Annotated in this window: 18 protein-coding genes; 7 read left to right on the plus strand and 11 right to left on the minus strand. The window is 67.8% G+C overall.

What is annotated here, in order from left to right:
* Nucleotides 1–15: 15 nt before the first annotated feature.
* Both ACVTJA_RS33440 and ACVTJA_RS33445 read right to left on the minus strand, forming a co-directional pair.
* Nucleotides 16–2,685 (minus strand): phosphoenolpyruvate carboxylase, encoded by a 2,670-nt coding sequence (locus ACVTJA_RS33440; RefSeq protein ID WP_465825634.1) that lies wholly within the window; start codon nt 2,683–2,685, stop codon nt 16–18.
* A gap of 110 nt (nt 2,686–2,795) precedes the next feature.
* Nucleotides 2,796–4,124: a toll/interleukin-1 receptor domain-containing protein gene (locus ACVTJA_RS33445; RefSeq protein WP_465825635.1), complete on the minus strand. Its 1,329-nt coding sequence runs from the start codon at nt 4,122–4,124 to the stop codon at nt 2,796–2,798.
* 216 nt (nt 4,125–4,340) lie between these two features.
* Between ACVTJA_RS33445 and ACVTJA_RS33450 the strand changes: the two genes are divergently transcribed.
* Nucleotides 4,341–4,835, plus strand: a complete 495-nt coding sequence (locus ACVTJA_RS33450; protein WP_465825636.1) for a hypothetical protein — start codon at nt 4,341–4,343, stop codon at nt 4,833–4,835.
* 9 nt (nt 4,836–4,844) lie between these two features.
* Here ACVTJA_RS33450 and ACVTJA_RS33455 read toward each other — a convergent pair whose 3' ends face one another.
* A complete protein-coding gene (locus ACVTJA_RS33455; protein WP_465825637.1) occupies nt 4,845–7,394 on the minus strand; it encodes a DEAD/DEAH box helicase in 2,550 nt (849 codons plus the stop codon).
* A 355-nt stretch (nt 7,395–7,749) separates the two neighbouring features.
* On the opposite strand from ACVTJA_RS33455, the gene ACVTJA_RS33460 reads away from it, so the two are divergent.
* On the plus strand, nt 7,750–8,061 hold the full coding sequence (locus tag ACVTJA_RS33460; protein ID WP_465825638.1) for a hypothetical protein: 312 nt from the start codon (nt 7,750–7,752) through the stop codon (nt 8,059–8,061).
* 118 nt (nt 8,062–8,179) lie between these two features.
* Here the strand turns inward: ACVTJA_RS33460 and ACVTJA_RS33465 are convergent, their stop codons facing one another.
* Both ACVTJA_RS33465 and ACVTJA_RS33470 read right to left on the minus strand, forming a co-directional pair.
* Nucleotides 8,180–8,377 carry a hypothetical protein gene (locus tag ACVTJA_RS33465; RefSeq protein ID WP_465825639.1) on the minus strand — a complete coding sequence of 66 codons (198 nt, stop codon included), beginning with the start codon at nt 8,375–8,377 and terminating at the stop codon, nt 8,180–8,182.
* 71 nt (nt 8,378–8,448) lie between these two features.
* Entirely contained in the window at nt 8,449–11,187 is a 2,739-nt protein-coding gene (locus tag ACVTJA_RS33470) for a bifunctional acetate--CoA ligase family protein/GNAT family N-acetyltransferase (RefSeq protein WP_465825640.1), read from the minus strand.
* Between the two features lie 230 nt (nt 11,188–11,417).
* Between ACVTJA_RS33470 and ACVTJA_RS33475 the strand changes: the two genes are divergently transcribed.
* Nucleotides 11,418–12,500 (plus strand): hypothetical protein, encoded by a 1,083-nt coding sequence (locus ACVTJA_RS33475; protein ID WP_465825641.1) that lies wholly within the window; start codon nt 11,418–11,420, stop codon nt 12,498–12,500.
* A gap of 60 nt (nt 12,501–12,560) precedes the next feature.
* On the opposite strand, the gene ACVTJA_RS33480 is transcribed toward ACVTJA_RS33475, so the two are convergent.
* Complete coding sequence (locus ACVTJA_RS33480; RefSeq protein WP_465825642.1) at nt 12,561–13,787, minus strand: acetate--CoA ligase family protein; 1,227 nt, start codon at nt 13,785–13,787, stop codon at nt 12,561–12,563.
* A 518-nt stretch (nt 13,788–14,305) separates the two neighbouring features.
* Here ACVTJA_RS33480 and ACVTJA_RS33485 point away from each other — a divergent pair.
* A complete protein-coding gene (locus tag ACVTJA_RS33485; RefSeq protein WP_465825643.1) occupies nt 14,306–15,592 on the plus strand; it encodes a hypothetical protein in 1,287 nt (428 codons plus the stop codon).
* Between the two features lie 67 nt (nt 15,593–15,659).
* Here the strand turns inward: ACVTJA_RS33485 and ACVTJA_RS33490 are convergent, their stop codons facing one another.
* Nucleotides 15,660–16,427, minus strand: coding sequence for a serine aminopeptidase domain-containing protein (locus tag ACVTJA_RS33490; protein WP_465825644.1), 768 nt, complete (start codon nt 16,425–16,427; stop codon nt 15,660–15,662).
* Between the two features lie 115 nt (nt 16,428–16,542).
* Here ACVTJA_RS33490 and ACVTJA_RS33495 point away from each other — a divergent pair, with 115 nt between their 5' ends.
* Nucleotides 16,543–17,574: a hypothetical protein gene (locus ACVTJA_RS33495; protein WP_465825645.1), complete on the plus strand. Its 1,032-nt coding sequence runs from the start codon at nt 16,543–16,545 to the stop codon at nt 17,572–17,574.
* A 73-nt stretch (nt 17,575–17,647) separates the two neighbouring features.
* Here the strand turns inward: ACVTJA_RS33495 and ACVTJA_RS33500 are convergent, their stop codons facing one another.
* From ACVTJA_RS33500 to ACVTJA_RS33510, 3 genes are all read right to left on the minus strand, one after another.
* Complete coding sequence (locus ACVTJA_RS33500; protein WP_465825646.1) at nt 17,648–17,929, minus strand: DUF3703 domain-containing protein; 282 nt, start codon at nt 17,927–17,929, stop codon at nt 17,648–17,650.
* 52 nt (nt 17,930–17,981) lie between these two features.
* On the minus strand, nt 17,982–18,701 hold the full coding sequence (locus tag ACVTJA_RS33505) for a siderophore-interacting protein (RefSeq protein ID WP_465825647.1): 720 nt from the start codon (nt 18,699–18,701) through the stop codon (nt 17,982–17,984).
* A 116-nt stretch (nt 18,702–18,817) separates the two neighbouring features.
* Nucleotides 18,818–19,717: an NmrA family NAD(P)-binding protein gene (locus ACVTJA_RS33510; protein WP_465825648.1), complete on the minus strand. Its 900-nt coding sequence runs from the start codon at nt 19,715–19,717 to the stop codon at nt 18,818–18,820.
* A gap of 80 nt (nt 19,718–19,797) precedes the next feature.
* On the opposite strand from ACVTJA_RS33510, the gene ACVTJA_RS33515 reads away from it, so the two are divergent.
* Entirely contained in the window at nt 19,798–20,823 is a 1,026-nt protein-coding gene (locus tag ACVTJA_RS33515) for a LysR family transcriptional regulator (RefSeq protein ID WP_465825649.1), read from the plus strand.
* Between the two features lie 81 nt (nt 20,824–20,904).
* The gene (locus ACVTJA_RS33520) at nt 20,905–21,522 is read left to right on the plus strand and encodes a DUF2378 family protein (protein WP_465825650.1); all 618 of its coding nucleotides are present in this window, start codon (nt 20,905–20,907) and stop codon (nt 21,520–21,522) included.
* A 111-nt stretch (nt 21,523–21,633) separates the two neighbouring features.
* Here ACVTJA_RS33520 and ACVTJA_RS33525 read toward each other — a convergent pair whose 3' ends face one another.
* Nucleotides 21,634–22,428, minus strand: a complete 795-nt coding sequence (locus tag ACVTJA_RS33525) for an alpha/beta fold hydrolase (RefSeq protein ID WP_465825651.1) — start codon at nt 22,426–22,428, stop codon at nt 21,634–21,636.
* Nucleotides 22,429–22,431 lie beyond the last annotated feature (3 nt).

The raw sequence follows: 22,431 nt of genomic DNA on the forward strand, positions 1-22,431 counted from the left end.
CCGTCCTCTCTCTTCCTACCCCGTGTTCCTCATACCGGCGGCGATGCCGTTGAGCGTGAGCAATAGCGGCCGGTCACAATCGGGCTCTCCCTGGCGCTTGCGCTTGAGCAGCTCCACCTGGAGGAAGGACATGGGGTCCACGTAGGGGTTGCGCAGGGAGATGCTCCGCTGCAGCGACGGGTTGTTGTCCAGGAGCCGCAGCTCTCCCGTGAGCCGCTTCACCTGCTTGCGCGTGCGCCGGTGCTCCTGCTGGATGCGCCGCCACAGCGCCTTCGTGGAGGGGGGCGCCAGCTTCGCGTAGCGGCCCGCAATCGCCATGTCCGACTTGGCGAGCACCATGGTGACGTTGTCGATGACGGTGCGGAAGAAGGGCCACTCGCGGTACATGCGCTTGAGCATCGCCGCCCCGCCCTCCTGTTTGGCGTACGCCTCCAGCGCCGAGCCCACGCCGTACCACCCCGGGAGGATGGCGCGGTTCTGCGTCCAGGCGAACACCCACGGAATCGCGCGCAGCGTCTCCAGTCCTCCCGCCTTGCGCTTGCTGGGGCGCGAGCCGATGGGCAGCGACGCAATCTCCTCCACCGGTGTCGCTGCGGTGAAGAGCTCCAGGAAGTGCGGGTCCTCCCAGACGAGCGCGCGGTACTCGCGCCGGCCCGTTTCGGCCAGCGTGTCGAACACGGCGCGGAAGGTGCTTTCGTGCTCCGGTGACGGGCGCGGCTGCGCGTCCAACGTGTGCAGCAGCACGCCGCCCAGGATGAGCTCCAGCGTGCGCCGCGCCAGCTCGGGCCGGGAGTATTTGTGGTCCAGCGCCTCGCCCTGCTCCGTCGCCTTGTAACCACCCGCCACCGCGCCCGGAGGCAGCGCGAGGATGGCCTCCTGCGCGGGGCCTCCACCGCGAGCCACGGACTCGCCGCGCCCGTGGAACAGGCGCAGGGCCACGCCGGCCGCGCGCGCGACTTCCGTCAACGCAATCTGCGCGCGCTGGAGCGCCGCGCTCGCCGCGAGCAGGCCCACCTCCTTGCCGGAGTCGCTGTAGCCCACCATGACCTCCTGCACGCCTCGCGCGGTCAGGTGGCGACGGTACTCGGTGTTGGCGAAGAGCGTGCGCAGCACGTCCGGCCCCGAGTCCAGCGCGCCGAGCTGCTCGAAGAGGGGCACCACGTCCACGGTGGCGCAGCCGCGCTTCTCGTCCCACAGGCCCGCGTGCTTCACACAGCGGAAGGCCGCGAGCACGTCATCCGCCGTGCTGGCCATGCTGAGGATGAGCGTGCGGCAGGCCGGCTCGCCGGACTCGGCCTGGGCCTCGCGCAGTTTCGTCAGCACCGCGAGCAGCCGCGCTCCACCCTCCGTGGGCGTGGGGCCTCCGTTCAGTGACGCCGCCGCGCTGACCGCGTCCTCCGCCGGCACGCGGGCCTCCAGCTCCGCGAGGGACAGGCCCAGCGCGCACACCCGCTCGCGCATGCGCCGCACCTGCCGCAGCCCCGCGTGCGAGCCCTTCGCCTCCTCCAACGAGCGTGCCAGCAGGTCCAGGTCCGCGAGCAGTGCCTCGGGCGTGCGGTAGGCGCCCGCGGGCATCGGAGCCGACTCACCCGCGCGCTGCGCCGTCACGTGGCTCAGCGCGCGCTGCAGGCGCTCCTCGATGAAGCGCAGCTTGCGGCGCCACGGCTCGCCGATGGTGCGCGGGCCCTGGCGGCGCTCCGCCTCGGGCAGGTCCGCCGCGTCGCGGACGAGGGATTCCTCCAGCTCCTCGGACGGCCTCGCGTGACGAGACGACTGCGACAGGCGGCCTCCGAGCTCCTCCAGCTCGCGAAGCAACAGCCGCAGCCCGCGGGCGCGATGGGCGCGCAGCGTGTCGGCGAACACCTCCGGCGTCACCAGCGGGTTCCCGTCCATGTCTCCGCCCACCCACGAGTGGACGCGCACGGGCGTGCCCGCCGGCCCGAGCGGCTCTCCGTAGGCGCGCTCGAAGGCCCAGTCCATCAGCTCGGGCACGAGGGAAATCTGCTCGGCGAGGACCTCCTCCACGTACCAGAGGATGTTCTTCACCTCGTCGCCCACGGTGGGGCGCTCGCGGCGCAATTCATCCGACTGCCACAGGCTGGTGATCTCCTCGCGGAGGGACTCCAGGTTGTCGGCGGACTCGCGTGGCGTCAGCTCGCACCTGTCGCGCTCCTCCAGGAGCCCGGCCATGCGGTACAGCTTCTCCAGCAGCGTGCGCCGCACGGCCTGCGTGGGGTGCGCGGTGAGGGTGAGCGTCACGCGCATGGCGCGGATGGCCTCGCGCACGCGCTCCGCGGGCACGCCGGCCGTCTTGAGCGTCAGCAGCGTGGCCTCCAGCGAGCCACGCTGGGGCGGCGACTCCGTCGAGCTCGCATGCTCGCGCGCGCGGCGGATGCGGTGGTGCTGCTCGGCGAGGTTGACGAGCTGGAAGTAGACGGAGAAGGCGCGCAGCACGGGCTCGGCGCGCTCCAGCGGCAGGCGCTCCAGCACCTCCGCCAACTCCGCCGCCGCGGCCCTCCGGCCCGCCATGGGGCCCCGGCGGCGCTGAATCGCCAGGCGCCGGACTTCTTCCTCGAGGTCGAAGAGCACCTGGCCCTCCTGCTCGACGAGCACCTCACCGAGGAGCCTGCCAAGCAGGCGGACGTCACGACGCAGGGGCGGATCCAACACACGCAGTCGGGCCATACATACGGGAAGCTAACAACGCACCGCGTCTTGGGCTTGGGTATTCCGCGAAAATCGCCCGGCACCGGAAGGAGATACGTCTCGTGACACCTGCGCTCACGCTTCGACCTTCATCCGAGTCCCCTGGAATCCGGCCCCGGGGCTGGTGGCGGCAGGACCGCGCCCCCTGGATTCACCCGGCCTTCGCCCCATGCCGCCACCGTCCCGGAAATAAGAAAGGCCATCGTGGCGGCAATCCAATAGATCAGAAACATGCCGAATGCCTCGTCCGGCCAACGGCTGTAGAGCCACGAGATGAAGAAGTAGTAGGTGAGGGCGATCCCAGTGCTCACGAGCGCCATGAGGCTCGACCTCATGGCCTTGTTCGCGGCTGCGCTTGCCCCACCGATGTCGTCCCTCTTGAGCGCTCTCTTCGCCCTCAACGCATCTCTGCATGCAGCGATGCTCATGAGGGTCGCCACCACCGAGACGAGCAGGACGCTCTCGGATTCGGGTCTCTGCAAAGGGTACGCGCCCGGAACGTCGCTGGGGTCGAGGGCGAAGAATAATAAGAAGACAGTTATCCCGTATTCGAAGATGCCGAAGATGGACACCCCCAGGGCGAAGCACGAGAGGCCCCAGCGGCTCTTGACCGGGGCCCCCTGGGGGCGTGGATGTTGCTCGGCGCCGCCGGGTTCTCTCCGAAGCGCAGGAGGGGGCTGTCCAGGCTCCGGCATGGACGTCACGTGGGTCGGCCCGGGTGGCTGCGGGTGCACGGGCATGGACGGTCGAGGAACCTCCGCGAGCGGTGGAGCGGTCAAGGGCATGGATGGCCCATGTCCCTGCGCGAGCCTCGGGGGCGTCGGCCTAGGTGACTCCGAGCGCGAAGACATGGACAGCCGAGGTGCCTCAGGAGGTGGAGGCACAGTCGATGGTCGGCTCTCCGGAGGGGAAGGCTCGGACCTGGGCGTCGACTTCTGCCTCGTCTCCATCTCCTTGCGTGCATGCTCGATGGAGGCACACAACCGGTTGACGTCGTACTGGAACCGGCTGTCGCTGACTTCGATGGCGTGGCGGCGCGCCAGTTGGGCGAGTGACGGGAGAAGCTCCTCCGCCGAGGGCATGGTCGCGCCCTGGACGAGCACGGGGATGACCCGGAGGTTGGTCGCCAGTCCCGTCTCTACCTCCAGCCGCACACTGTCATCCGGGAGATCGAGTCGGCGGCGCCCCCGCTTGTCCTGGATGGTGGCCCACTGCTTCCCGATGATGACGATGAGGACGTCACACTCGCTCAGTGCCTGCTGGATGGTCTCGAGGAAGTCCTCTCCGAATTCGATGCTGTCGATGTCCTGAAAGACCTGGGTCGCGCCGAAGTGGCCCGCGAGAAAGTCGTAGAGTCGTCCCGCATGGCCGGCGCTGTCCTCCCGGCGATAGCTGACGAAGATCTTCTCCTCCCTCATGGGCCGCCCCTCTCCCTGGATTGAAATTGCGGGTGGCGCGTGTGGATGGAAAGAGCAGCGCGGAAGCAAGGGAGCGGAGAGGCGGTCGGGGCAGGTCCACCCCGGACTGCTCCATGCGGAGCGCGGCTTCCCAGCCACACGAAGGTCCGGTCCGCCCCTTGCACAACACCCCTCCCGAGAGCCGCGGACACACACCCGCGGCAGGGAGTACGTGGCATGTGGACGACGAGGGTCTGGAAGGCGACGCTGCTGTGTGGCTGGCTGGCCGCGCCCGTGGCGCTGGCGCAGTCCGAGGAGGCCGCCTACGCCGAGGGCGCCCCCGACGAGATGGCCGAGCCGCTCGGCGTCGCGGACGAGTCCCAGTTCTTCATGGAGGACCCCGAGGCCATCGACGCCCCGCGCCTCCGCTACGCCGAGCCCCTCTCCTGCCCCGCCGTCCCCGAGGGGCGCGTCTGGGTCGCCGACACCGAGGAGTGCGGCGAGACGGAGTGCATCCGCAAGACGACAGTCTGGGTGGGTGACTGGACCATCGAGGACGCGGAGATGGAGGTCCGCTGCGAGACGGACCGCGTCGTCCTCGGCACCCATGACTGGCAGCTCGTCCTCGCCCCGGACGCCGAGGGCAGGCTGGACATGGCGGACGCGGCGCCGGGCGAGCCGGACACCGCGATGACGGCGGATGCGCCCAGGGCTCCGAACCCGAAGACCTGAGCCGCGCCTCTACGTCCCGATGCGCCGCAGAATCAGGATGGGCCCGTCGTCGATCTTCCGGTCGCGCAGGTCGATCTCGCAGTCCAGCATCCAGTCCCCGTGGCCTTCCGGGTCCATGATGCGCTGCTGGGCCTCCCACAGCCGCGTGCCCGACTCCTTGATGAAGCTGTTGGCCGGCCTGCGCGCCTGGGGCGTGAGCACCACCAGCTTGTTCTCCTCGAAGTACGGCGCCATGGCCTGCTCCAGCTTGGGCGCGGTCCACTCGCCCAGCGGGTTGTCCAGCATGGCCAGCGCGTCCATGTAGCGCTTCTGTCCCAGCGCGCGGAGCAACCGGTGCATCTCCTCGCGCACGCGGGCGGCGAAGGCCTTGGGGTCGTCGGTGAGCTCCTTCGGCTTGAGCTCCACCACCGGCTTCGCGGTGATGGCGGCCTCCGGGTTCTTCATCCGCTCCCACTCGTCCAGGAGGCTGGAGTCCACCTGCCGCAGCGTGGCGCGCAGGTGGTCGGCGAAGTCCTCCACCTCCTCGTTGCGGAAGCGCTCGGGCACCGTCTGCACCAGCGTCTTGTAGCAGTCATTCACGTAGCGCAGCAGCACGCCCTCGCTGCGCTGCAGGCCGTACTCGCGCACGTAGTCGTGGAAGGACATGAAGCGCTCGAACATGTCCCGCACCACGGACTTCGGGCGGATGTTCTCCTCGCCCACCCACGGGTGCTTCTGCGCGAACTTGTTGAACGTCCCGTAGATGAAGTCGCGGTTCGGCTTGGGCCACTCCAGCTTCTCCAGCTCCTCCATCCGGTCGTCGTACTCCACACCCTGCGCCTTCAGCTCGTTGACCTTCTCGCCCTTGAGCTGGTTGAGCTGCGCGTAGAGCACCACGTCCGGGTTCTCGAGAATCGACTCCACCAGCGTCACCACGTCGAGCGCGTACGTCTCCGTGGTGGGGTCCAGCAGCTCCAGCGTCTCCAGCAGGTACAGCGACAGGGTCTGGTTGAGGCTGAAGTCGTGCTGCAGCTCGCCGGCCACCTTCACCCGGGCGCCGGAGCCATTCTGCCCGCGCACCACCTCGACGATGCCCGCGCCCACCAGCGTGCGGAAGTCGCGCGCGGCCTCCTTCAGGTGCCGCTTCTTGAGGAAGTCCGAGTCATGGCAGCGCTGGATGAGGTGCACCAGCCGCCGGTAGCCGCCCCGCGCCTCCGTCTCGTGGTCGCTCTGGAGGAGGTTGAGAATCATCCCGTGCGACACGGCGAAGCGAGACTCCAGCGGCTCGGGCATGCCGTTCTGGAGCCGTTCGAAGGTGTTGCGGTCGTACTGGACGAAGCCCTTCTGCGGAGGCTTGGCCTTGGGCGCCTTCTTCTTGCCCGCGGCCTCCTTCGCCGCCTGCTTGATGTTCTCGACGACGTAATCGGGGGCCTGCGCCACCACGCTGCCCTGCGTGTCGAAGCCCTTGCGGCCCGCGCGGCCGGCAATCTGCTTGAAGTCGCGCACGCTCAGCGTGGCCAGCTTCTCGCCGTTGAACTTGAAGAGCTGCGTGAAGAGCACCGTGCGGATGGGGATGTTGACGCCCACGCCCAGCGTGTCCGTGCCACTGATGACCTTGAGGTGCCCGCCCTGCGCCAGCTTCTCCACGAGGAGCCGGTACTTGGGCAGCAGGCCCGCGTGGTGCATGCCGATGCCGTGGCGCAGGAAGCGCTGGAACTCCTTGCCGTAGGGCGTGTCGAAGGGCGCCTCCAGCAGCGCGAGCCGGATGGCCTCCTTCTCCTCCTTGGTGGAGAAGTCCACGCTCATGAGGTTCTGCGCCTGCTCGGCGGCGGCGCGCTGGGTGAAGTTGACGAGGTAGATGGGGTACTTCCCACGCGCGATGAGGTCTTCGATCGTCTCGTGCAGCGCCCTCTCGCTGTAGTCGAAGTCCAGCGGCACCGGGCGCTGGTCGCTGCGCACGGTGGCGACCTCGCGGTTGGTGAGCTTCTGGAGGCTCTCCTCGATGATGTGCGTGGGGCCCAGCGTGGCGGACATGAGGAGGAACGTCGTGTCCGGCAGGGCAATCAGCGGTAGCTGCCACGCCACGCCGCGCTCCTTGTCGGAGTAGTAGTGGAACTCGTCCATGACGACGTAGTCCACGCGGGCGCCCGCGTCACGCAGGGCCAGGTTGGCGAGGATCTCCGCCGTGCAGACGATGATCTTCGCGTTGCGGTTGATGCTCGCGTCGCCGGTGAGCATGCCCACGTTCTCCGCGCCGAAGGCGTCGCAGAGCGCGAAGAACTTCTCGTTGACGAGCGCCTTGATGGGACACGTGTAGTAGGAGACCTTGCCCTCGCACATGGCCTTGAAGTGGAGCGCGGTGGCGACCAGCGACTTGCCGGAGCCCGTGGGCGTCTTCAGGAACAGGTGCTTGCCCGCCAGCAGCTCGAGGATGGCCTCCTCCTGGGCCGGGTAGAGGCTCAGCCCGTTCGTCGACACGAAGCCGACGAAGCGGTTGAGGATTTCATCCGCGTCTAGAGGGGGCTCGCCCGGCTTGGGCAGCAAGGCGGCGAGCGGGGCTTGGGTTTCAGAGGTAGCCATCACACGCAGGACTCTAGGCGGCGGGCGCCTCCCCTCACCGGGAAAAATCGCCTGCTGGCGTACGGTGCGTGAAGGAGAACGGTGTCCCGCCCGCCCGGGGGCCGTTCCCGAGCCTCGCGCCGGATGGACCCGGGTCCAATGGGCGCGCGCGGGCGGAAGAGCCAGAGTTGGTGCGACCCGGGCACGGAAGTCCATGTCGCCTCGTGCCGGGTCGCTGACATGCCTCAGGCCGGGATGGGTGCTTCCTTTCCCTCACTCCTCCCGGCCTGTCCTTACCGGCCGCCGTGACACCCTCGCCTGCTTTCGCAATGGCGTTGCGAAACACGTCCTCGCGGCCACACTCGCCCTACCTCGTATGACAGTGGCAGGCGCCCATGGCGCGTCTCCACCCTCCGGCATTTCGCCGAAGGAGGCGTGGCATGCGGGTGGCGAGGCACTGGTTGTGGGCGGTGGTGGCGACCCGAGCTTCGACCTGGTGGCGATGGACGCGCAGGTGGCGGCGCACGCCAGCACGGCCCTGAAGGCGGACGCATTGCTCGCGCCGCAGGCGGGGAACACGGCGCTCGTCCAGGAGCTCCAGGCGCAGCGGCTGACGGTGCAGCAGCACCTCCAGGAAGCGGCGACGTTGCAGAACACCGTCTTCGGCGCCCCGCCCGCCACGCCGTAGTGGCAGGCAGGCACCCGGGGATACGTAGCGTGGCCCCGGGTGCGCCCAATCCAGGCAGGCAGCCGTTCCTGGGAGACGCTCGGCCGCACGCTCTCTCACTAGCCCTGCGTCCGACGCTTTACTTCGAGCGAATTCTCGACGGCCGCAGGTAGCGCTTCTTCATCTCCGCCACCACGTCGGCATGCCGGTGCACCCGCCCTGCCCTTGCATCGCCGAGCCCCTCTTCGATGGCCCCGATGAACAGGCTCCTTTCCGTCGACTCATCGATGGATTCGGGAGAGTGCTGCACGCCAGCGGTCTTTCCATTCTTCATCATGCAGCTCCAGCGCAACAACCGAATGCAGGCCTCCATCAGAGTAGCCTGCCTGCCACCGCGCATCCTCAGGCTCAGAGCACCTTCACCGCCTTCACCATGTCCGGAGCCAGCTCCTCGTGCGGGAGGATGGCGAAGCCCAGCTTCCGGCTGATGGTCTGCATGGCCCGGTTCCCGGAGAGGATGTCCGCGACGATTCGCTGCATCTTCCAGTCGCGTCCAATCTCCACCAGCCGGCGCAGCAGCTCCGAGCCCAGTCCCTGCTTCTGCGCCAGGTCGCTGATGAGGATGGCGAACTCCGCGTCCTGCGTCCCTCGCAGCCGTGTCAGCCGCCCCACTCCGAGCAGCGAGCCGTCCTTCCGCTCCGCCACCAGCGCGAGCTCGCGCGCATAGTCGTTGAAGCAGATTCGCGCCAGTCGCTCGTGCGCCACGCGCGTGTTCACGTGCAGCAGTCCCGCGTAGCGCAGGAACACCGTGTGCTCGGACAGCGTCCGGTGGAACTCCTCCATTCGCGGCTCGTCTTCCGGACGGATGGGACGCAGGAGCACCTCCTCGCCGCTCGCCATCCGGAAGGGCGCCACGTACTGCTGTGGGTACGGTTCAATCGCCAGCTTCGGGAGCTCCGCCTCCGTCACCTCCGGCGCATGCAGCACCACGCGCGCGTCCAGCGCCAGCAGTCGCTCCGGTGAGGCCAGCAGCGGATTGATGTCGATCTCCTTCACGAACCGCTGCTCCACCACCAGCCGGCTGAAGCGCACCATCAACTGCTCCAGCGCGCCCAGGTCTACCGGGGGCCGCCCACGCACGCCGCGCAGCGCTTGATAGATGCGCGTCTGCTCCATCATCCGCCGCGCCAGCGTGGTGTTGAGCGGCGGCAGCCCCAGCGAGCGGTCCTTGAACACCTCCACCAGGATGCCGCCCGCGCCGAACAGCAGCACCGGGCCGAACTGTGCGTCCTGCCCGCTGCCGACGATGAGCTCGTACCCGTCCAGCTTCACCATCGGCTGCACCGTCACACCCTCGAACGACTCCGCCTGTCCCAGCTCCCGCAGTCGCTCATGGATGCCACGGAAGGCCGCGCGCACCGCGTCCGCGTCCGGCAGGTTCAGCCGCACACCGCCCACGTCCGTCTTGTGCGTCACCGCCCGCGAGTGCAGCTTCACCACCACCGGGTAGCCCAGCGCCGAGGCCTCGGCCACCGCCGCGTCCTCCGTGAGCGCGAGGCGCGTCTCCACCGTGGGGATGCCGTACGCGGCCAGGAGCTTCTTGGACTCGTACTCCGTCAACAGCGTGCGTCCGGCCGCGCGGGCCTCGTCAATCTGCCGGCGCGCCTCGTTACGGGCGGCGGCGTGCTCCTCCGCCAACGTCGGCGTCTCGTACAGGCCGGCGAGGTTGTACGAGTACCGCCACATGTAATTGAAGATGCGCGCCGCCGTGTCCGGATAGCCGAACGTCGGAATGCCCGCGTCGTTGAGGATGCGCTCGCCCGCCGCCACCTCCGAGCCACCCATCCAGCTCGCCAGCACCGGCTTGCCGTGCAGCTTCGCGTAGGGCTTGAGCCGGTCCGCCGTCTGCGTGGGCTCGGTCATGTCTTGCGGAGTCAGGATGACGAGCAGGCCATCGCTGTTCGGGTCCTTCCCCGCCACCTCGAGCGCCTTCGCGTACCGCTCCGGGTCCGCGTCTCCGAGGATGTCCACCGGGTTCGCATGGCTCCACTGCGGAGGGAGAAATCCACCCAGCGCCTTGCGGGTGTCCTCCGTCAGCGCGGCCAGTTCCCCGCCTCCGGCGACCAGTGCATCCGTGGCGAGCACTCCAGGCCCACCCGCGTTGGTGAGGATGGTGAGCCTGCGCCCGGCGGGACGCGGCTGCCGGGCCAGCGTCTCGGCCATGTAGAAGAGGTCGGCGATGGAGTCCACGCGCAGCACGCCGGTGCGGCGGAAGGCGGCGCTGAGCACCTCGTCGCTGCCCGTCAGCGTGCCTGTGTGGGACGCGGCGGCCTGCGCGGCCTGCGCGGTGCGCCCGGCCTTGATGACGATGATGGGCTTGGTGAGCGCCACCTCACGCGCCGCGGAGAGGAACGCGCGCGCGTCGCCGATGGACTCCATGTAGAGCAGGATGGACCGCGTCATCGGGTCATCGGCGAGATAATCGATGAGGTCGCCCCAGCCCACGTCCAGCATGGAGCCCACCGAGACGAAGGCGCTGAAGCCCACCGCCTCGCGCAGGCTCCAGTCGAGGATGGCGGTGAGCAGCGCGCCACTCTGGCTGATGAAGGCAACGTTGCCCGGCCGGGCCATGGCGCCGGCGAACGTCGCGTTGAAGCCGCTCGTCGGCCGCATCACGCCCAGGCAGTTGGGGCCGATGATGCGGATGCGCGCCGCCTGCGCAATCTCGAGGATTTCGCGCTCCAGGCGCACGCCCTCTGGCCCCGTCTCCTTGAAGCCGGCGGAGATGATGATGGCGCCGCGGACGCCCAGCTCCGCGCACTCGCGCATGACGCCGGGCACCGAGGCGGCGGGCGTGACGATGACGGCCAGGTCCACCGGCTCCGGCAGCGCGCGCAGGGACGGCCACGCCTTGATGCCCAGCACGTTGGGCCGCTGCGGGTTGACGGGGTAGACGGTGCCGCCGAACGGGTTGCTGATGAGGTTCCAGAGGACGGTGCGCCCCACGCTGCCGGGGCGCTCACTGGCCCCCACCACCGCCACGCTGCGCGGCGCGAAGAGGACATCCAGCGGCAGCCGCGTGGGCTGCTGGTGGAGCACGTTGTGGGACGGGTCCGTCTTCTGGGAACCGGGAGCGCGCGAGTCCATGGGCCTGTCTTGAAACGGCGCCCGCCCGCGCGCAATGCCTTTGTCGTAGCCTCCGTGCGACAGCCGTCAGAGCGACTGTCGTGGCCGGTGAGCAGCCCGCATGCAGCCGGCGCCGGTGCGAGTCGTCGCAGAAGCGCTGAAATGCGTGTTTTGGCTTGTCTCCCGCAAGGCCGTGCCCTACTCAACTGTAGATGCAACGCGATCTACTTCAACGTCCCAGAGGGAACTGCATGCGCTCAGCTTCAGCACCGCTCGCGAGTCTGTTGGTGGCTTGTGTCATCTTGGGATGCTCGGGTGAACCCTCCTCGCCAGAGGCGCCGGGCAGCGATGGCAACGTCCCGGATGGCGCTGGGTGTGAAGGTGAGCGCCCCTGTGCCGGTGGCGAAGCCATCACCATCCTCCATGGCTCACAGCTCACCACCTCGGACGTCGGGCCGGCGGGGATTAACATCTCCTCCTTCACGAACGTCTCCGGAGGGACCTTCACCGGGACCGCGCTGAGCGGCTGGGGGGCTCTCGCACGCACCGTTGGCACCGGGGGCGAGACCATCGACGGCTTCGCCTTCCCGCAGGGCACCGTCGTCCTCCAGGGCGCGAACGTCACCTCGCTCATCACCGTCAACTCCGGATGGCTGGTGCTGCGAGGCTCCAAGGGCAGCCTCCTCCTCAACCACCCGACTGGAAATGGAGGTGGCGCCGCGGCGCTGTACAGCCAGCTCAGCTCGTTCAACGCGGCGGGGGCGAAAGACGGCAGGCAACCGGCGAAGACGATCTGCCACCGCTGCTACTTCCCGAACAGCGGGTTGGAGAACGTCTACTCCAACAACGTCACCATCACCGAGTCGTGGATTGCCGTGGCGCCCGGTGCCTCCGGCGACCATGTGGATGGCATCCAGACCTGGGGCGGGCAGTCGTACTTGAACTTCTCTCGCAATCGCCTGCAGTGGACGGGCGTCTGGAACAGCACGCAGTCCGGGTTGATTGCCATGTATTCCGACGGCTCGCAGGGCGGGTTCGCCGGCTACGACCACGTCACCGTGCAGGACAATTACTTCGTGATTGGGACGGGCGGGGGAATCGCTCTGCACGCGCCCATGGGCGTGGCGACCACGAACATGGTCGTGACCGGAAACCGCTGGGCGTGGAGCTCTGACTACGACGACCCGGACTACACGCCGGCCGTCTACAGAGGCTCCGGGACGGCGAACTACAAGACCGGCGGGAACGCCTGGTCGAACAATCGCTGGGCGGACGGCCCCTACGCGAACCAGTTCCTGCGGCCCGACAACAGCACCGGCACGACGGATTACTGAGGGCGCGGGTCCGTACCGCAGAGAGGCCTCTGAGGCCTCTGCGGTACGCCGACTTCAATCCTACGTGCTCGCGGAGATGAACCCGGTCATCTCCTGCTTCTGTGCCGCGGGTGCCCCGTCCCACATGTCGTCATGCCGGGTGGCGGGCAGCTTGGTGATTCTCATGCCCAGGGCGTGCTCCTCCGCGAGCGTCGGCGTCTCGTACAGGCCGGCGAGGTTGTACGAGTACCGCCACATGTAATTGAAGATGCGCGCCGCCGTGTCCGGATAGCCGAACGTCGGAATGCCCGCGTTGTTGAGGATGCGCTCGCCCGCCGCCACCTCCGAGCCACCCATCCAGCTCGCCAGCACCGGCTTGCCGTGCAGCTTCGCGTAGGGCTTGAGCCGGTCCGCCGTCTGCGTGGGCTCGGTCATGTCCTGCGGAGTCAGGATGACGAGCAGGCCATCGCTGTTCGGGTCCTTCCCCGCCACCTCAAGCGCCTTCGCGTACCGCTCCGGGTCCGCGTCTCCGAGGATGTCCACCGGGTTGCCATGGCTCCACTGGGCTGGCAGGAATCCACCCAGCGCCTTGCGGGTGTCCTCCGTCAGCGCGGCCAGTTCCCCACCTCCGGCGACCAGTGCATCCGTGGCGAGCACTCCAGGCCCACCCGCGTTGGTGAGGATGGTGAGCCTGCGCCCGGCGGGACGCGGCTGCCGGGCCAGCGTCTCGGCCATGTAGAAGAGGTCGGCGATGAAGTCCACGCGCAGCACGCCGGTGCGGCGGAAGGCCGCGCTGAGCACCTCGTCGCTGCCCGTCAGCGTGCCTGTGTGGGACGCGGCGGCCTGCGCGGCCTGCGCGGTGCGCCCGGCCTTGATGACGATGATGGGCTTGGTGAGCGCCACCTCACGCGCGGCGGAGAGGAACGCGCGCGCGTCGCCGATGGACTCCATGTAGAGCAGGATGGACCGCGTCATCGGGTCATCGGCGAGGTAGTCGATGAGGTCGCCCCAGCCCACGTCCAGCATGGAGCCCACCGAGACGAAGGCACTGAAGCCCACCGCCTCGCGCAGGCTCCAGTCGAGGATGGCGGTGAGCAGCGCGCCACTCTGGCTGATGAAGGCAACGTTGCCCGGCCGGGCCATGGCGCCGGCGAACGTCGCGTTGAAGCCGCTCGTCGGCCGCATCACGCCCAGGCAGTTGGGGCCGATGATGCGGATGCGCGCCGCCTGCGCAATCTCATGGGACCGTCTCGAAACGGTGCCCGCCAGCGCGCAACGACTTTGTCGTGCCCTCCGTGTGACAGCCATCAGTGCAGTGCGCCCGCCCAGTGCTCGTTCGATCCACAGAAAACAGACCGCATGCCTTACAGAGATGGATGAATTGCATGCGGAGACATTCAATAGCTGTCGTGAAGAACTATTGAACCCATGAGGACAAAGTAACGACGGAGGCTGGCAGCGCGGACCAGGGGCGGAGTTGATGCGCAGAGCCGCTGTGCCGCAAATGTTTGCTGAGCGGTAACGCTAATGACGAGCCCGCGCACACGGGCGCTTCTGGTCGACTCGTGGGGTGCCGAACACCCATCCCTGAAGACCAGTCTGTGGGTTCATTATGAGACTCAAGCGACTTGGCCCACAAAGGCAACCATGGTCGTCATTGCAATAATGAACGACCTCTTGAACCATTGACTTTGGCGATTTGTTGGTCGGCGATGGAGCTTGGTGACTCCATTGAGAGTTCAATGAAGGCGCAATACGCAGACAGCCCGATTGCCGCCCCAGGCGTGTGATTTGACGTGGCAACCCACAATCGAGGGAGGCTCAAGATGAGGCAAAGTTCAGTCGCATTGGCAGTCCTACCAATATTGCTTGCGCTGAGTGCAAGAGCTCAGACTGACGGAGGTGTTCCAGGAACTGCGGACACGACCCAACTGGCACAGGAACTCAGAATCACCGCTAGTGCAATCGAACAACTGCGGACCCAGGTAAATTCCATCACCCAAAAGGTCGACTCCCACGATGTTGCCTACAAACAGGTGATCGAGTTGGGGCAGAGGGTCAGCGACCTCGACAGATACAACACAGACGAATCACTACAAATCATCTCGGAGATAAAAGACCAAGTAGACATAAGGAACCTAAAGGATCAGGCAGATGTGGCGAGTCTTGAGCTCTTCAAGTTGTCTCGAGATGCCATCATCAGGCTCCAGGCCCCCAGGTTTAATGGGGTAAGGGCAACGGCGAACGCTGAAACGAAGGTTATTATCACGACTCTCGATGGCTACCTCGCAGGGCGAACGGGCACGGAGTCAGATTGGGAGAAGAGCGCCGCAGGGTACAAGAAGGCCATCAAGACCTCGCTGCAAGATGCCGTGGCGATTTCAAGCAATGCTGCGCTTGAGCGCCAGATATTCGGAGACATGATAAAGCATATGGACCTGTTTTCCGGTGAGGAGTCTCCATTGCTGAAGTCCCTGCTGGTAGGCGGGGGTGGGCTCACGACCTTGGTCAGCGGCATTTCCATTCTCGGCAATGGGGACAAATCAATGAGCCGGGGGCAAGGGGTCGCCTTAGCAGTGGGCGCCCTCGCGGTGAGTGGAGGTACGGTCTGGGAGATTCTTCAAAAGAACAAGAGCGTGGATTCGATTGCCAATGCGGTCGCCAGAAACCAAGCATTTGCAGCCGCGGCGAGATCTATCTCTTCGCAGGGCGAAGCCTTGAATGATGAGGAGGACAAGTGCCTCAAAAGCACTGAGGGAATTTCCGACGAGGCTCAACTCGCGGATACTCTTTCGGAGTGCATGTCAATTGCGTCCAAGCGGGTCGTCGCATATACCGCAGGCACCAACGTCCTGAAGGGGTACGTTGACAACGGTGGCATTGCCGGAATCCGCCCCAATGCTGAGAATATCAGCAGGGTCAAAGGGTTTATCGCCCAACTCGAAGAAACGACCAAATCGCTGAGATCCAGCTTCGAGAAGATCAGTGCAAATGCAAAGGAGAATGGCGATAACCTGCGAAAGCTCCAATTGGTTCTGCCCGCGCGCAAGGATGCCTCTGCCAAGATGGCGCAACTCCTGAAGGAAATGAAGGCGGCGGCGGGCAACGGCTGACCGCTGAACCCGAGATGCATCACATTGGCAAGCAAGATGCCGCGTGCATCCGATTGAGCACTGTGCTTCAGTCTTTAAGAAACGCGGAGATGACCCCGTTCATCTCCCGCTTCTGCGCCTCGGTCGCTCCGTCCCACATGTCGTCGTGCCGGGTGGCGGGCAGCTTGACGATTCTCATGCCGAGGGCGTCCTGCTCCGCCACATCCGGCAACACGCCTTCATCCGCCGGCTGGTCGCTGGAGCGGATGGAAAAGACTCGCGGCGACCGCGTCCGTGGCAGCGGCATGCGCCGGTTGTCGAGCGAGATGACCTTCTCGACGAGCGCCGGATACTCCTGCGCGAACAGCATGGCCATGTCACCGCCGTTGCTGTGCCCCAAGAGCAGCAGATGCTCCACGTCGAGCTCCGAGTGGGTGCGCCGCAGTTCCTGCCTGACGTAGAGCATGTTCCGCACGCCCTCTTCCCAGTTGGGACGGCGGGCCTCACGGAGGTTGCCGCTGGTGGCGATGGGCGGGTCGCCGGGCCGTCCGTGCTGGATACTGGCCACGAAGTAGCCGTGCTCCACCAGATTGCGCGCGATGAAGGAGTAGTCGGTGTTCGCACCGCCATAGCCGTGGCTGAGCAGGGCGAGCCTGGGGCGCTGGCCCACAGTGTCGCGGTGATACAGGGCCACGGGGATGGGGCGACTCCGGGACGCATCGAACAGCGTGAGCGTTTCGGTCCGGATGTCCGCGTCGGCGCTTGCCGAACCTGGGGCAGGAGCGTTGCGGCTCGCGGGAGCGCAGCCCGCTGCCAACCCGAGCACGCCCAGTGCCAGAGCGAGGGTGACTCTCATGGGGACGAGTGTCCCATGATTCAACGATGAAACAACTGTCGGCTCTGGCTCCGTGCGGTGCCAGGATGCGGTTGCGAGAGCGACACCTTCGACCGAATCACCATCGAGGCCCTGCTTGGAGAACGCATTCCGCGGCGTCGTGCACAGCGGCTGCTTCATCGATGAGCGCAACCTGGCACTGGTCGTCAGCCATCCGCATCCGGACGGCGACCACGGAGGCGGACCCGGCCCCGTCGAGGAGTGGCGCGAGCCCCACGACGCGGACGCGTACCGGTCCCTCATCGACTCCGACTTCGACCCCGACGATGTCTCCTTCGAGGTGGACGCGTTCCAACACGTGGCGGTGTGTACCGGCGGCGCGTGGACCCTGGAGGAGCTACCGGGCGCGGGAACCATCGAAACCCTGTGCCGCCTGGGCACGGGGAACCTCGGCGCGCTGCTCTCGTACGGCGGTTCGGCCTGGTTCGCGGCCATCCGCGACGGAGGCCACTGGAAGAGCTTCGAATACCAGGGCCTGCCTGCCGGACTCATCCAGATGCGCGCGTGTTTCAGCGGCGCGGACGTCGTGCTCGCTGGGAGCCGTTCGTACGACCTCGACCAGCCCTCCGAGGTGGGTCTGCTCGTGCGCGGCGAAGGCGCCATGACGTGGGCTCGCTCGCTGGGGCAGGTCCCCGGGCGCGTGCTCGCGCTGGATGGTTGCCTCGGCGAGGACGGGACGAGGGTCCTCTATGCCGGAGGCAAGAACCTCTGGATGCATTCAGACGACGGGTGGCGCGAAGTGCATGCGTACCTGAGCGGCGAGGTGGTGTTCCTCCGCAGCTTCCCTTCCGGCGAGGTCATCGCGGGCACGGCGAAAGGCGACGTCATCGCCGGGACGGGACCCGGCTGCCGCGTCGTCGGGCGCGTGGGGCCCATCCATTCCGCCGAGCGGTGGGGTGACACGCTCTACGTGGCGGACTCGGAGCGCGTCTATCGCCTCGGCCCGTCCGGCTTCGAGCGCTGCGCCATTCCCCTTGAGGACTCCATCGGCCAGTACGCGACGGTGGGCCGGCTCTCCTCAGGCGGTGGCCGCCTCTGGCTGGCGGGAAGCCACGTGCTCGCGTCCACCGTCGACGGCACGGAGTGGACGACACACCCGGTGCGCTGACGTCGCTCAACGTTCATTGCGAGGAGGGCCCCAGGCGGTGCTCAGGCTTCGGCGCGCCCTGGAGCGCAACCCATCAGCCGAGGCCTGATTCAGGCGACTCGGTCCAGGTCCAGGTGAACAGGAGGGCGCCCAGCATGAGCATGAATTGCTGCCCGGCGGCTCGAAATTTCCGGCTCTGCAAGGCGACACGCATGAAGCCGAGGTGACTCAGCGCGTGCAGGCGCGTCGTCCCCTGCCCCAGTTGATGCGCATGAATGAGGTGCAACATCGCGAGCGCGCGTTGCCCCGACCGCAGGGCGACAGACGCCGCATTCCACTCCTGGCCGAACGTCTCGACGAGTTGCTCCTGAGGCACTGTGAAGCTCCTTTCGCAGCGTGGAGGACCTGCGGACCAGCCCTGGCGCGAATCAGTCGAGCCCGCTCTTCCCCGCCGACCAGTACGCCTTCACCTTCTGTGTCGCGCCCACGCCATCCGCCCGCAGCCGCGAGCGCAGCGCCTGGATGGCCTGCGCCCGTCCCGTCATGACGAGGTTCGCCCCCGGCCGCTGCTGAAGGGCGGCTCGCAGGCGCTCCGCCACCGCGGGCAGGTGCGCCTCGTCGGGCGTCTTCTCGACGACGGCGCTGCCCGACAGGTGGAGCTCCTTCAGCACCCCTTCGGACTCGGCGCGCGAGGAGACCTCGAACACCTGCTCGACGCCGCCCACGCCAGCCCGCAGGTTCCGCAGCGTGTGGGCCACGGCGAAGGACGTCTCGTCGCCGAACAGCACCACCGGTCCTTCAAGGGCTGCGAGCGAAATCGAGCCCCTCGGTCCCATGAACTGGCAGCGGTCTCCCACGCGGACGTTGCGGCCCCACTCCGCGCCCGGGCTGTTGCCGTGGAGATACACGAGCAACTGCGTGGCCCCTCTCACCGCGTCCCACGCCAGGGGCGTGTACGTCCGCATCCCCCGGCCCGGCAGGAACACCTGTACCTTGTCCCCCGCGCTCCAGTGCACGTCGCGCAGCCCCGGCCCCACCAGCTCCATCCACCGGAAGTGCGGCGAGACGTCGCGCACCTGCTCCACCTTCGCCTCGCGGAACAGGAACCGCCCCAGCATGCTTCCGAGAAACGCCTTCCCTGACGCCATTCCGAGTCACTCCCGGGAAGGCGCCTCGCCTCCCCTTCACATGGTTCATCCTCGCACCGAGGCGCCGGAGCCGGGATGAACCCATGTGAGGGAAATATGAAGAAGCGTGAAGCGCGTCAGGCGGCGGCCGTGGAGGCCTTCTCCACCGCGGGCTTGAGCACCTCGCGGGCCCACTTCGACAGCGGCGTGGGCGTGGTGGTCTCCGGCGAGCGCGGCTCGGCGGGGTCCATGCGGCCATCGATGATGGCGCCGTACATCTCCGCGAACGTGTCCACCATCCACGCCGGAAGGCCCGCGCCAGCCATGCCCTTGCGCGCGTCGTCCATCGTCACCTGCACGTAGCGGATGGGGCGGCCGAGCGCCTCGCTGAAGAGGGGCTCCAGCTCCGCGTACGTCACGTGCGCCGGGCCATGGATGCCCACGTAGCGGTGCCCCTTCCAGCCCGCGTCGAGCAGCACCTCGGCCGACTTCGCGGCGATGTCCGCCACCGCCACCATGGGAATGGCCTTGGTGCGCGGCATGGGCATGAACAGCGAGCCCGTCTTCGCCAGCGTCCCGACGTCGCGCAGGAAGTTCTCCATGAAGAAGCCGGGCCGCAGAACCGTGACGTCCGGGCACACGGCCTTGAACGCCTCCTCCACCGCCAGCAGCGCGCTCACGGGGCCCGTGCCGCGACCATTTTGCGCGCCCACGCTGGACAGCACCACCACGCGCTTCACGCCGTGCTTCTTCACGGCCTTCGCGGCGATGCGCGCCGTCTCCTCCGCCCAGGTGATGAAGTCCGGGCGGAAGGCCGGCGGCGTCAGCCAGAAGAGCGTCTCCGCACCCGCGAGCGCGCGGTCCAGCACCGCGGCGTCGTCGGTGGAGCCCTCCACCAGCTTCGCACCGCGCTTCACCAGGTCCGCCACCTTGTCCGCCGTGCGGCTGATGACGGTGAGCTGGCGGCCCGCCTCCAGCAGGCGCAGCGAGAGGGGACGGCCAATCTGCCCATTGGGGGTGTTGATGACGATGCTCATGGGTGCCTCCGGGAACGTCGAGATGGGCGTAACGTGCTCCCGCTCCCGCCATGAGGCCACTGCATGTTACTCATGTGCACATGAGCCCTGTTCATGCCCGCCGCGCTCGTGCGCCCGCCCCCGCGACGCCCGAGCCGCCACCGCCGGACCTGTCCGGCATCAACCTCAACCTCGTGGTGGCGCTGGACGCGCTGCTGACGGAGGCCAACGTCACGCGGGCCGCGGCGAAGGTGGGCGTCACCCAGTCGGCCATGAGCCACTCGCTGCGGCAGCTCCGCGAGCTGCTCGGAGACACGCTGCTCATCCGGGGACGCGGCGGCATGGTGCGCACGCCTCGCGCGGAGCAGCTCGCCGCGCCCCTGCACCGCGGACTTCTGGAGCTGCAGCGCGCCCTGCGCAACGAGCCCGTCTTCGACCCCGCAACCGCCCGGCGCCGCTTCACGCTGGCCACGGGCGACTACTTCGCCGCCACGCTGCTGCCGGAGTTGCTGGTGGTGCTCAACACCGAGGCGCCGCACGTGGACCTCGTCGTCAAGCACCTCGTCCCGGACCAGGCCATCTCCCTCCTGGAGAGCGGCGACGTGGACCTGTGCGTGTCCGCCTTCCCCGACTCCTCACTGTCGCTGCGGCAGCAGAAGCTCTTCCGCGAGGAATTCGTCTGCGTGGTGCGCGAGGGCCACCCCGCCATCCGCAAGGGCCTGGATTTGGAGACGTACCTGCGCCTGCCGCACGTCCTCATCAGCCCCCGGGGAGAGGGGGCCGGGGCGGTGGACTCCGCGCTGGCGGCCATGGGGCGCTCGCGGCGCATTGCGTTGCGGCTGCCGTACTTCCTCACCGCGCCGCTGTCGGTGGTGCGCTCGGACCACATCCTTACCGCACCGCGTCGTCTGGTGGAGACCTTCACTGAGGGCGGGCGCTGGCCCCTGCGGGTCCTCCCGCCACCGCTCGCGCTGCGCTCCTTCGACGTCCTCCAGTTCTGGCACGAGCGGTTCGATGGCGACCCGGCCCACCGCTGGTTACGAAGCGCGGTGGCTCGCGCCGCCGGAGTCACGGGCGACCTCCCCTCCAGGTCTTCACGGCGGGTGCGTCGGCCACAACCTGCCTGACACTGCTGTACAGGGACACTGAACGCAGATTCAAGGGTGGGAGAGCATCCCATGGCCCTGCCGTTGTATAGGTGGTCCTCTATGACTTCTTCCGAGAAGCTTGTTTTTTCTCAAACGGTCGACGCGCTCTTCGTGCGCGCTCTGGAGAACCGACTGACCCCGGCGTGCCGTGAGCACCTGCGCCGGGCGGGGTTGGACCTGGAGCAGAAGCTGGCGCGGACCTACACCTTGGAGCAGTGGAAGGAGTTCCTCCGTATCGCCGCGGGCCACGTCTATGGAGGCGTCCCGGCGGAGGCGGCGTATTACTCGCTGGGCGAGCGCTTCATGGACGCCTACTTCGGGACGTTCTTCGGCCGGGCGCTGCTGGGCGTGGTGAGGCTGGCGGGACCCCGTCGCATGCTGCTTCGCGCGGCCATGGGGTTCCGGGCCGGCAACAACTTCAGTGAGGTGGACATCGTCGAGCGCGGCCCGACGATGGTGGAGCTGAGGATGAATGACGTGCTGGCGGACCTGCCCACCTTCGCCTCGGGGCTGCTGGCCCGCGCGGTGGAGCTGTGCGGCGGCTGGCGCGTCGTCGCGGTGCCCGAGGAGTTCGACGGCACCTCCGCCTCGTTCCACATCCGCTGGTCCGAGGTACCCGTCGAGGCCGCCCTCAGCGCGACGGGCGACGGCTCTGGGGCCTCGCGGACCCGGGCGTAGCAGTTCCTCTTCGGGGCCCGGTGAAGGCGAGCGTGTCATGCGCTACCACTCCGGGCCCTGGGACGGGCTCACGACTCCGGCACGTGTTCCGTCGAGTCGTTCCGTCCAGCGTCACCCATTGCCTGGTTTGACGATGCTGGCGATGGCGCGTCCCAGTCCTTCGGGGTTGTCCTCCGAGAAGCCGTGTCCGGACGCATCCACGGTGACGACGGGGATGCCCGCCTCGGCCACCTGCCGCGCGGTCTCCATCGTCGCGTCGTCGCTGAGCGCTCCAAGGATGTAGCCCTTCACCGGCACGGGCAGCGCGGCGAGGCGCGGAATCAGCCCCTGCCCCACCCGCACCAGCGACGTCGCACTCCGGTGGAAGGCCACCGGGTCCGCGAGCCGCACGCTCTCGCGGTACATGGGCGAGGACATCGACTCCACCCACCGCGGCCACTTCGCGACGAAGGCATCCACCGGTGTCGCCGCCGCCACGGCGCTCCCGGTGGCGTCCTCCGCGCGCAGGTTCGGCTCGGCGACGAGCAGGGCCACCGGCGGACGGCCCGCGCGCACCAGCTCCTCCGCGACGAGGAGTGCCAGCGTGCCGCCCATGCTGTGCCCCACCAGGGCCACGGGTTGCGACTCGCGCGCGAGGAACGTGGCCACCCAGCGCGCCTGCTCCGGCAGCTCGTAGCCGTAGTCTCGGGGACGCTCGCTCTGGCCGAAGCCGAGCAGGTCGAACCACACACTCGCCCGGCCCGCGAGCGCGGCGCTCCGGGCCACCGGCGGCCAGTCCCGGCTCCCCGCGCAACCCAGCCCGTGCAGGTACACCAGCAGCGGCCCCGTTCCCGGCGTGCGTCCACCCACGGCGTGCGAATGCGTCCCCGGAACCTCGATGCGCAGCGACTCGGATGAAGAGCTCACGCG

The organism is Pyxidicoccus sp. M6 (genome assembly GCF_055568925.1).